This is a genomic window from Actinomycetota bacterium (assembly GCA_030682655.1).
In the GTDB taxonomy this organism is placed as follows: Bacteria; Actinomycetota; Coriobacteriia; order Anaerosomatales; family JAUXNU01; genus JAUXNU01.
Genome location: JAUXNU010000050.1, coordinates 24,594 through 35,115, shown reverse-complemented (window position 1 = coordinate 35,115; position 10,522 = coordinate 24,594). Strand labels below are relative to the sequence as shown.

The 10,522-nt window shown below is 65.2% G+C and carries 11 protein-coding genes and 1 pseudogene; 4 read left to right on the top strand and 8 right to left on the bottom strand.

Annotated elements, in window-relative coordinates; translation table 11 throughout:
• Window positions 1-131: catalase (locus Q8K99_02990; protein ID MDP2181518.1), on the bottom strand; the 131-nt coding region annotated here is incomplete at its 3' end.
• A 315-nt stretch (window positions 132-446) separates the two neighbouring features.
• On the opposite strand from Q8K99_02990, the gene Q8K99_02985 reads away from it, so the two are divergent.
• From Q8K99_02985 to Q8K99_02970, 4 genes are all read left to right on the top strand, one after another.
• On the top strand, window positions 447-1,832 hold the full coding sequence (locus Q8K99_02985) for a trypsin-like peptidase domain-containing protein (protein MDP2181517.1): 1,386 nt from the start codon (window positions 447-449) through the stop codon (window positions 1,830-1,832).
• Window positions 1,829-2,293 (top strand): 23S rRNA (pseudouridine(1915)-N(3))-methyltransferase RlmH, encoded by a 465-nt coding sequence (gene rlmH / locus Q8K99_02980; protein MDP2181516.1) that lies wholly within the window; start codon window positions 1,829-1,831, stop codon window positions 2,291-2,293. The genes Q8K99_02985 and rlmH overlap by 4 nt, the downstream gene beginning before the upstream one ends.
• Window positions 2,294-2,367: 74 nt before the next feature.
• Complete coding sequence (locus tag Q8K99_02975) at window positions 2,368-2,907, top strand: hypothetical protein (GenBank protein ID MDP2181515.1); 540 nt, start codon at window positions 2,368-2,370, stop codon at window positions 2,905-2,907.
• 70 nt (window positions 2,908-2,977) lie between these two features.
• A complete protein-coding gene (locus Q8K99_02970) occupies window positions 2,978-3,274 on the top strand; it encodes a phosphohydrolase (GenBank protein MDP2181514.1) in 297 nt (98 codons plus the stop codon).
• A 3-nt stretch (window positions 3,275-3,277) separates the two neighbouring features.
• On the opposite strand, the gene Q8K99_02965 is transcribed toward Q8K99_02970, so the two are convergent.
• From Q8K99_02965 to Q8K99_02935, 7 genes and pseudogenes are all read right to left on the bottom strand, one after another.
• Entirely contained in the window at window positions 3,278-3,844 is a 567-nt protein-coding gene (locus tag Q8K99_02965) for a molybdopterin dinucleotide binding domain-containing protein (GenBank protein MDP2181513.1), read from the bottom strand.
• Window positions 3,845-3,898: 54 nt separating this feature from the next.
• Window positions 3,899-5,998: pseudogene (locus Q8K99_02960) on the bottom strand (molybdopterin-dependent oxidoreductase).
• A 32-nt stretch (window positions 5,999-6,030) separates the two neighbouring features.
• Window positions 6,031-6,456, bottom strand: coding sequence for a CBS domain-containing protein (locus tag Q8K99_02955; protein MDP2181512.1), 426 nt, complete (start codon window positions 6,454-6,456; stop codon window positions 6,031-6,033).
• Window positions 6,457-6,518: 62 nt separating this feature from the next.
• Window positions 6,519-8,309, bottom strand: a complete 1,791-nt coding sequence (locus Q8K99_02950; protein ID MDP2181511.1) for an NADH-ubiquinone oxidoreductase-F iron-sulfur binding region domain-containing protein — start codon at window positions 8,307-8,309, stop codon at window positions 6,519-6,521.
• Between the two features lie 29 nt (window positions 8,310-8,338).
• The gene (locus tag Q8K99_02945; GenBank protein MDP2181510.1) at window positions 8,339-8,872 is read right to left on the bottom strand and encodes an NAD(P)H-dependent oxidoreductase subunit E; all 534 of its coding nucleotides are present in this window, start codon (window positions 8,870-8,872) and stop codon (window positions 8,339-8,341) included.
• Between the two features lie 25 nt (window positions 8,873-8,897).
• Window positions 8,898-9,722, bottom strand: a complete 825-nt coding sequence (locus tag Q8K99_02940) for a dihydropteroate synthase (GenBank protein MDP2181509.1) — start codon at window positions 9,720-9,722, stop codon at window positions 8,898-8,900.
• Window positions 9,723-9,733: 11 nt separating this feature from the next.
• Window positions 9,734-10,519 (bottom strand): AAA family ATPase, encoded by a 786-nt coding sequence (locus tag Q8K99_02935; protein ID MDP2181508.1) that lies wholly within the window; start codon window positions 10,517-10,519, stop codon window positions 9,734-9,736.
• Window positions 10,520-10,522: the final 3 nt, after the last annotated feature.

Below are 10,522 nucleotides of genomic sequence, written 5' to 3'. Positions count from 1 at the left end.
TGGCCGAGCTTCTCGAGCAGATGCACGTCCTGCATGAGCACCGGCCCGCGTGATCCTGCGGTAACCGAGTTCTGGTCGTCGTCGACCGGCTTACCGAATCCGGTTGTGAGCGCGTTGCGCTTGTCATTCATGACTAGCCCCTTTCTCACGAGCCCGGCGACCCGCTGCCAGGCCCCTCAGTCTGAGTGCACCTCGCGCGTCGCAGGCCTTGGTCTGTCCGCTGAGAGTAGCGCCGGGAACGAAGTACCAGGTGCAGAAGGAATCGCTGCCTTGGACTTACCCACTGGGGGACGAATGCAGACCGGTCGCGCAGCGCGGGCGGTCGATGCGGGCACCTCGTCGCTCCGTGGCGTTATCGTGAAGAACCGTAGGGTGTAACCAGAGGACCGGTGTCCGCGGGTATACTCCGAAGCGTTGCGGATGCTTGTGTCGAGCGAGGTGCATGAATGGACGAGTACGACGAGAACCGATTCTCCGGACGTGAAGACGAAGCGCCCGTTCCGGAAGGTATTCCCGAGCCGACCGCCGACGAGGGCGACGCGATCTCCTGGATGGCCGACCCTGACGCCCATCTTGAGGAGACTCCCTCGGTTGACGCGCCTGCCTACAAGACCGTTGTCGGCCCGCTTCCGGTTTGCGACTACACGGGTGAGCCTGACGACGAGCCCTGCGAAGAACCTGCCGTCGTGAAGCGCTGGTCGGGCGCCGCCGTGATCACCGCAGCCGCGATCGGATCGGTGGTCGGCGGTATGCTGGTCGCCGCCGCGCTGCTCTGGGCGTTCGGCGCGCTGCCCGGATCGAGGCCTTTCGTGTCCTCCCCGGCCGGTACTACCAAGGCCGCCAACATCACCATCACCCCTGACAGCAACCTCGACTTCGCGGAAGCCGTTGCGGAGAAGGTCACACCCTCGGTCGTGAACGTCACCATACAGCGGCGCGCAGTGGATCCGTTCACCGGCAACACTCAGATGCGCGACGTCGGCAACGGGAGCGGCGTCATCATCGACAGCAAGGGGTTCGTGCTGACGAACAACCATGTGGTCGAGGCCGCGGACCGCATCATCGTGACCGTGGGCCTCGACGACGTGGAGGCGAAGGTCGTGGGCGTCGACCCCTCGACAGACATGGCCGTGCTCAGCATTCCTGAAGGGGACTACCCTGCTATCGAGGTCGGTTCCTCGGCCAGTCTGAGGGTCGGCCAGTTCGTGGTCGCGGTCGGCAGTCCTTTCGGACTGGAGAAGACCGTGACTGCGGGTATCATCTCCGCGTTGCAGCGGTCGAGTCTGTCCGAGAGCGCCACCGACATCACGGCCTACACGAACCTCATCCAGACCGACGCGGCCATCAACCCGGGCAACTCCGGTGGTGCGTTGGTGGACGAGCAGGGCAAGCTCATCGGCATCAACACGCTTATCCAGTCGCCGTCGGGAGCGGTCGGCGCGCCTCAGTCCGCAGGCATAGGCTTCGCGATTCCTGTCGACTTCGCAATGAGCGTGGCCGAGCAACTCATCGAGACCGGGAGTGCCGTGCACCCGTACATGGGCGTGTCGAGCACGACCATCGACGAGAACTTGGCCGCGCAGTTCCAGCTGCCGGTCACGCGCGGCGCACTCATCCGGTTCGTCGAGCCCGGTTCGCCCGCTGACGATGGCGGTTTGCAGCGCGGGGACATCATGACGGAGATTCGCGGCCGTGAGATCAAGGGCGTCGAAGACGTGTTCGCGGCCATTCGCGCTGCCAAGATCGGGGAGACAGTATCGGTCGTCGTGATCCGCGCGGACGCTCGCCGCGAGCTTTCGGTGACGCTCGGCTCTGACGCGCAGCGGCAGTGAGGGTCACGATCATAGCGGTCGGGAAGCTCAAGGAGCCGTGGTGGCGGGATGCCGCGGCGGAGTACGTCAAGCGTCTCGGCCCGTACGCGACGGTCAACATCGTCGAGGTCGCCGACCGTGATGTCTCTCGCGACGAATCCCGTGCGATCGCCGAGGAGGCGGCCGACATCCTCCGCGTGCTCCCCGATAGTGCGCATCTGGTAGCCCTCGACGCCTGCGGACGCCAGTTGTCTTCGGAGGCGCTATCAGCATGGGTCGCGTCCCACGGGCTCGACGGTCGAAGTCATCTCGCTTTCGTCATCGGAGGCGCTGCCGGCCTCGGCGAAGCAGTTCTCGAGCGTGCCGAGGAGCGCCTGTCCTTCGGTGCGATGACGCTGCCGCACCAGCTTGCGCGGGTCGTGCTCCTTGAGCAGGTCTACCGGGCGTTTCGCATCATGCGGGGGGAGCCGTACCACCGGTAGGAATGGGTCTTGTTGAGCGCCGGTGCCTGGCGTAGCGTTCACAGAGGAGAAAGGGGCACGGGGTGTGGTTCCCGATGAATCTTCGCAAAGGACACGCGGTCGGCGGCGGGGGAGACTGGCCGAGCACGCTACGACAGCGTCTGGTCGTCGCGGTCGTCGTCTTCGCAGCCATCGGGGGGTTCCTCTGGTGGTCGAATGCGTACGGACCCGATCGGGGTCAGGTGTTCAATGGCGTTGGAGCCGCGACCGGACAGGTCGGCGACACCATCACCCTTGAGGGCCTCGATATCCAGGTTGTCGACGCCACATTCTCCGGGCAGCTGCTCGTTGTTGAGCTCCAGGTGCGCAACGTTTCGGATTCGTTCATCGCTCTGCCGTACGAGGAGCAGCTACCGGTTGCGCAAGGCACCGAGGGAGTACTCGAGGTGGACGATTTCTCCGTCCGGACACACGGGGTGGACGAGGGAGATGCCGGCGACGCTCCGGGACTGGCACCTGGCGGTGGAGTCGACATAAACGTCGTCTTTGCGGCCCCGAGGGGCGAGGGCGAGACATACACGGTGAGCTACGAGCTCCCGAGCGGTGCACGTGCCGACTTCACGATCGCTCCCTAGCGAGTCCGGATGCGGCATGCGCGTTGCTGGGTATCCTTGTCACAGGACGTGACTGCGACAGGGAGACGCCATGGGAACCGCCTCGTGCCCCGGTTCGGACGGACGCTACATCACCACCGACGACGTGCGCTGTCCCGAGTGCGCCACGATGGTCGAGCTGTTCTCCGACGAGCAGCGGCGGAAGTGTCCCAAGTGCGGGGCGCGCGTGACCCGGAAGGTCGCGCCGGTCTGTGCGGCGTGGTGTGTTTCGGCGCGGACGTGTCTTGGGGCTGCGCGCTACGATGACCTCTTGCAGTCTGGCATGCTCGAACTCGGCCCTCGGGAGACAGGCAACGGCAGCGAAGACCAGGGTGAGGGCGAGGCGTAGGGGCTACACGCCGGCCTCTGGCGCTTCGCACGCTCGAACACTCACTGCGTTGTACTTGAGCCCGGGAATCTTGGCGACCGGATCACGACGGGTCGATGTGAGCCGATTTGCGGGCGCCTTCCCGAAGTGGAACGGCATGAACAGCAGGCCTCGCTTCGGGCGCTGGGAGATGCGCACCTGGACGCAGAGGGTTCCTTGGCGGCTCGCTATCTCGATCCAGTCGTTGTCGCACAGTCCGAGGCGGTTTGCGTCGGCCGGGTGTATCTCGGCGTGAGCCACCGGATTGAGTTCGGCGAGTCCAGCCGAGCGTCCCGTCAAGCTGTTCGTGTGGTAGTTCCACAGCTCGCGGCCGGTCGTCAGTACGAACGGGTAGCCGCCGCCAGCTGCATCGCTCGGGGGGAGGTACTCCGTCGGCGCAAACGCGCCGAGCCCGCGGGTGAAGCTGTCGACATGCAGGATGGGTGTACCCGGATGCGTCTCTGTCGGGCATGGCCACTGGAGGCCGCCGGACTCGAGACGCTCGTAGCTGATGCCGCCGTACGAGGGCGTGACCCCGGCTATCTCGGCCATGACCTCGGCGGGTTCGGCGAATGGCATCTCGTAGCCGAGAGCGGTCGAGACGCGTCCGATGATCTCGAGGTCGCTGCGTGCGTCTCCGGGTGCCGGAACCACGGCGTGCACGCGCTGGACTCGCCTCTCGGTGTTCGTGAACGTGCCGTTCTTCTCGACAGATGCCGTTCCTGGCAGTACGACGTCGGCCAGCGCGGCCGTCTCGGTCAGGAAGAGGTCCTGCACGACGAGGAAATCGAGCTTCTCAAGTGCCTCGACGACGTGCGCCTGGTCGGGGTCGGACAGCACGGGGTTCTCGCCCATCACGTACATGGCTCGCACGTGGCCGGTCGCCGCTGCGTCCATCATCTCCGTCAGGGTCAGACCCGCTGCCGAGGAGAGCGTGGCGCCCCACGCTTTCTCGAACCTTGCGCGTGCGACATCGTCCGTGACGCTGGCGTAGCCGGGCAGGTTGACCGGCAAGCACGCCATATCACACGCACCCTGGACGTTGTTCTGGCCGCGGAGCGGGTTGACGCCGGTGCCGGGTCGCCCGATGTTGCCGGTGAGCATCGCGAGGTTGGCAAGCGCCCGGACCTGCGCCGTACCCGACTCGTGCTGCGTGACGCCCATGCAGTACACGATCGCGGCGGCGTCTGCGCGCGCGTAGGTGCGCGCAGCGGCGCGAATCTCCTCGGCAGGTACGCGGACGATCTCCGCGACCGTGTCGGAATCATACCCGGCAAGCACGGCGCGCAGTTCCTCGATGCCCTCGGTGCGCTCGGCGATGAAGGCGTCGTCGGCGAGGCCCTCGTCGACGATGACCCGCATCATCGCGTTGACGAGTGCGATGTCGGTGCCCGGGTCGATCTGCAACCACTGCGACGCATGGTCTACGAGCCGGATGCGCCGCGGATCGACGATGACGATCTCGGTCCCGCGTCGCGCTGCCTTCTTGAGCTCGATGCCGATGATCGGGTGTGCTTCGGTGGTGTTCGAGCCCACGACCAAGACGACGTCGGCTTGCCCGAGGTCGCCGATCGAGTTCGTCATCGCTCCGCTTCCGAATGAGGCGGCCAGACCGGCCACCGTGGAGCTGTGTCAAAGCCGGGCGCAGTGGTCGACGTTGTTCGTGCCGACTCCCGCGCGGATCATCTTCTGGAAGGCGTAGTTCTCCTCGTTCGTGCACTTGGCCGAGGCAAGCGCGGCGAACGCGTCGGGGCCGTGCTCGTCGACCACACGGCGGATGCCGGCAGCGACCGCGGCGATCGCTTCGTCCCAGGTCGCAGGCGTGAGTTCGCCGTCGCGTCTGACGAGCGGGGTCGTGAGGCGGTCGGGATGCGCGGCGAACCCGTAGCCGTAGCGCCCCTTGGCGCAGAGGTTTCCCTGGTTGACACCACGGTCCAGCGGCGCCGAGGCGCCGGTGATAGTGCCGTTCTTGTGTGCGTACGTGATCGTGCAGCCGACACCACAATAGCCGCAGGTCGTGTCGGTGTGCTCCAGCTCCCAGGCTCGGCCCGTGAAGCGCCGCATGCGGTCGGTCAGCGCGCCGACGGGACACGTCGACACGCACTGGCCGCAGAACTCGCAGCCGGCGTCGAGCAGCGACGTGCCATACGGAGTGTTTGGTATTGCCTCGAAGCCGCGATCGGTGTATCCGTAGACGTCGCAGCCTTGGACCTCGTGGCAGATGCGAACACAGCGGCCGCACGAGATACACTTGGCGTAGTCGCGCTCGATCAGCCCGTCGTCGACTCCCGTCCATACACGGTGCCGCTCTCCTTGGTAGGGCGACTCCTCAATCCCGAACTCGTAGGCGATATCCTGCAGAGCACACGCGCCGACCGAGTCGCACGACAGACAGCGCAGCTCGTGGTCGGAGAGCAACAGCTCGACGATGGAACGCCGCAGCTGAGCTATCTCCTCGCTGTTGGTGGTCACGATCATGCCGTCGGCGGCGCGTGTGGTACACGAAATGGGGAAGCCGCGCACGCCCTCGATCTGCACCAGACAGAGTCGGCAGCCTCCGTAGGGTTCCAGGCGCGGGTCGTGACACAGGGTCGGTATGCGGATGTCGACCTCTCGGCAGACCTCGAGCACCATTTGCCCGGCGCGCGCCTCGATCGACCGTCCGTCGATAGTGAGAGTGATCCTCTCTGCGGATGTCTGTGTCACTTGCGCCTCTCTCAGTGCTCCTGCGGACAGTCCTAGGCTTTTTTCCGGCGCGCTCGCACGCTGCCTTCCATCAGTATCGTGTCCACGCCCTCCCGTACGAAGTCCGCGATGTCCGATACGGACACGATGCCGACCGGCTTGCCATTCTCGACCACCGGTAGACGGCGCATCGTCAGCTCGCGCATAAGCCGCATCGCCTGGAGAAGATCCATGTCCGGCTCAAGCGGGACGAAATCCTCGTGCATGACGTCGCCTACGGCTACGGTGCGCGGATCGAGACCATCGGCAGTCACACTGTGGGTTATCTGACGGTCGGTGAGGATACCCACAAGCTGGTCGTCCTCGACCACGAGGATTGAGCCCACTCGCTCGTCTCGCATCTTGCGGGCGGCTTCGGCGACCGTGGCCTCGCGTGCGATTGCGACGACGCGGGCTGTCATGATGTCTCTGACTCTCATCGGCTCATCCCTTCCTTCCTGGCTCCCGGCGGACTGGGCGTCTCGCCGAAGAGCACCTCGTCCTAGATTCTCTCGATCGCGTCGAACGGACAGTGTTCAACGCATACGCCGCACTTGATACAGCGATCCACGCTGATCGCATGTGGTTCTTTCATCTCGCCCCGTATGGCGCCTACCGGACAGCGCTTCTTGCAGACCGTGCAGCCCTTGCAGGCCTCGGCATGGATGATGAATCGGGACAGCTCTGCGCAGGCACCGGCCCGACAGCGGCTCTCCCGGATGTGCTCCTCGTACTCCTCGCGGAAGTAGCGGATCGTGGTGAGCACTGGGTTGGGTGCCGACTGGCCGAGGCCGCAGAGCGAAGTGCGACTCACATCGCTCGCGAGCCGTTCGAGCTTCTCGATGTCGCCCTCTTCGCCGCTGCCATTGGTGATGCGCGTGACAATCTCCAGCATGCGCTTGGTTCCAATTCGGCAGGGCACGCACTTTCCGCACGACTCGTCTTGCGTGAACGTTAGGAAGTAGCGGGCCATGTCGACCATGCAGTCACCCTCGTCAAGGACCACGAGTCCGCCCGAGCCCATCATCGCGCCGACGCTGTCGAGCGAGTCGAAGTCCACGGGGAGGTCGAGGTACTTCTCCGGCAGGCATCCACCGGAAGGGCCGCCCATCTGCACGGCTTTCAACCGCCGGCCTCCCCGGACGCCGCCGCCGATGTCATAGACGATCTCGCGTATCGTGGTGCCCATGGGAACCTCGATGAGTCCGGTGTTCCTGACCCTGCCCGTCAGGGCGAAGACCTTGGTGCCTGAGGAGTTCTCGGTGCCGAAACCGCGGAACCGGTCCGGCCCTTGTGTCACTATCCAGGGGACGTTGGCAAACGTCTCAACGTTGTTGAGCACCGTCGGCTTGCCCCAGAGACCCTTCTCTACCGACCTGGGCGGTGTGACACGCGGCATCCCGCGCTTGCCCTCGATGGAGAACATCAACGCGGTGGACTCGCCGCATACGAAGGCGCCAGCGCCTTCCGTGACGCGCACGGAGAAGGAGAAGTCGCTGCCGAGGATCCTGTCGCCAAGCAGCCCGCGCTCCTCGGCCCGCGCGACTGCAATACGCAACCGCCTCGCCGCCAGCGGGTACTCGGCCCTGACGTAGACGTACCCGGTATCGGTGCCGATGGCGAACGCGGCGATCGCCATGCCCTCGAGGACGCTGTGCGGGTCGCCCTCTATCACGCTGCGGTCCATGAACGCGCCTGGATCGCCTTCGTCGGCATTACATATGACGTACTTTGGCTCTCCATCGGCTTGGCGAGCGAGCCGCCACTTCCGGCCAGTGGGAAAGCCCGCGCCGCCTCGGCCACGCAACCCGGATCTCTCTATCTCATCGATCAGGGCATCGGGAGTGAACCCAGCGAGCACGCGGCGCAGGCCGTCGTAGGCACCGCACGCGATTGCGTCATCGATGTCTTCGGCGTCGATCACCCCGCAGCTGCGCAGCACGATGCGTTGTTGCGTGAGATTGAAGGGGAGCTGGGAATAGCGCTCGATCGGCGCCTCGTTCTCGGATGGGCGGAACAGATACTCCTCCACGAAGGAGCCATCCTCCATGAGTCGTTCGACGATCGGGGCGGCCATCTCCTCGCTCACGCGCGGGTAGAAGATGTCTTGTGGAGAGACGGCGACGAGGGGCCCTTCCTCGCACAGCCCGTGGCAACCCGTCCGCACAACGCGTACGCGGTCTTCGGCTCCAACCGCCGCGATGACTTCCTCGAAACGGTCAGCTACGTTCAGTGATCCGTTCACCACGCATCCCGGGCCTGTGCAGACACGGATGACGACGGACTCTCCCAGGGTACGCAATTCAACGGGAACCGGACCGCTCACTCCAGGGCATCCTTTCGCTCATCTGCCTTCTCGCGCAGGGAGGCGGCTATGCGACGGGTCTGCACTACGTCCAGCTGTCCGTAGGTTTCGGAACCGACGAGCATGACGGGTGCGAGACAGCAGCAGCCCACGCACGCGACAGACTCAATTGTGAACGCCAGGTCTTGAGTCGTCTCGCCCACCTTCACGCCGAGTTCTTCGACGACCGCGCGGGTCACCTCGGGAGCGCCTCGCACGTGGCAGGCCGTGCCATGGCAGATGCGAACGATCGTTTCGGCACGCGGCCTCAGGTGGAACTGCGCGTAGAACGTGGCAACGCCGTAGACCTCCGAGAGGGGGACGTTGCGCGCACTCGCGACTGCGCGTATCGCCGGTTCGGGGAGGTAGCCGTAGGTCTCCTGAGTTGCCTGCAGCACCGGGATGAGTGCTCCGGGATCGTCCGCGTAGCGCTCGAAGACAGGGTCGAGCAACGCGAGATCGATCTCGCGGGTTTCCTGCTCCTCGGCGCATGTGCAACGGTCCTGGCTCACTGCCGGTCCTCTCGGCGACGATCGATCAGTCGAGGTACGAGTTGCAGTACAGTGTCTCGTTTCTAAGCACGGCCATCGATTTCTCGACCGTGGTGTCGGCGGCAAGCACCGACTGGTCCTGGTTGACGACGGCCATCTGCAGCTCGTCGTTCGGGTCCATGATCGCCGCATCGAGGCCGACAGGAATCAGAAGGGCCAAGAGAGCCGCTGCCAACGGGGACTTCACGTGCTCGGGGCACCCATTGTATATGTTCGAGAGCCCGACCACGGTCTTGAGCGGCGGTTCGTTGAGCTGCTTGAACATGGCGATCGACTCGATAGCCTCGGCCGCCTGCTGTTGGGCGACCGCGATCGGCAGGAGCAGCGGGTCGAGGTAGAGGCGCTCCAGCGGCACGTCGAACTCCATCATCGCGCCCATGATCTCGGTCGCCGCCATGAGCCGTTCGTTCGCGTCGCGACTGACTCCCGCCTCGGTCATGGCCAGGCCGATGATGTCGGCGCCGTACTCTTTGGCGAGAGGCAGGAAGGTCTCGAGGCGCGCCCGTTCGGCGGACGTGGAGTTGATGATGGGCTGCAGGTTGCACAGCGCTAGTCCTGCCGCCATCGCATCCGGGTTCATCGTGTCGAGGCAGAGCCGGATGTCCGGTACCGTCTCCTGGACGGTTCTGACGACGAACTCCATCATCTCGGGGCCGTTCTTGGTTGCCGGCCCCAGGTTGATGTCGAGCACGTTTGCGCCACCTTCGACCTGCCTGTGCGCCATCTGGCGGATCGGCTCGGGGTCACGCTCCTTCATTGCCGGTCCGATGGTCTTGCTCATGATGTTGATCTTCTCGCCGATGACAAGCATCTGAGTCCTCCTCATTCTCTCGAACGCTCGGATTCGCCTACGAGCGCCGCCGCAATGGTGCGCAGCGCGTCGGTGAACGTCTGGTCTGTACCGGACAGCGAGCGGCCCTCGCGGTCCGCCTTACGTACAGCCTCGCTTTCTGGCAGTGCGCCGATGAGTTCGATCTCCCCGAGCGCCTCGCGCAGGTAGGCGATGTCCTCGCTACCCCGTACGCGGTTGCCCACGGCCAGGACTTCGCGCACGCCGATGTCCTGCGCCAAGGAGTTTACCTGGTGCGCCGTCTGGACGCTTCGCGCTCCGGGTTCCACGACCACGACGAGCACGTCGACAGCTTCCGCTGTTCCTCGGCCAAGGTGCTCGATTCCGGCTTCCATGTCGAGTATCGCGACGTCGTCTCGTTCGACGAGCAAGTGGTGCATGAATGCTTTGAGGAACACGCCCTCCGAGCACATGCAGCCCGATCCGCCGCGCTCGACCGTCCCCATGCGTAGCAGGGTCACGCCACCGATGTCGGTACCGCACCGTTCGACCACGTCGGAGACGTCCGGGTTCAAGCTGAACATGCCGCCCTGGCCCGGGCGGGCGCCGGTGCGCTCCTCGATGAGGTCGTCCATCTCGGAAAGCGGCACGCATGCGGCCGCTGCCGCGGCGTCGGCGCCGAGCGCGGTGGCGAGATTGGCGTCCGGGTCGGCGTCGATAGCGATCACACGACGACCCTCGGACGCCCACGCGCGGGCCAAGCCCGAAGACAGCGTGGTCTTGCCGACACCCCCCTTGCCCGAGATAGCGATCTTCACGCG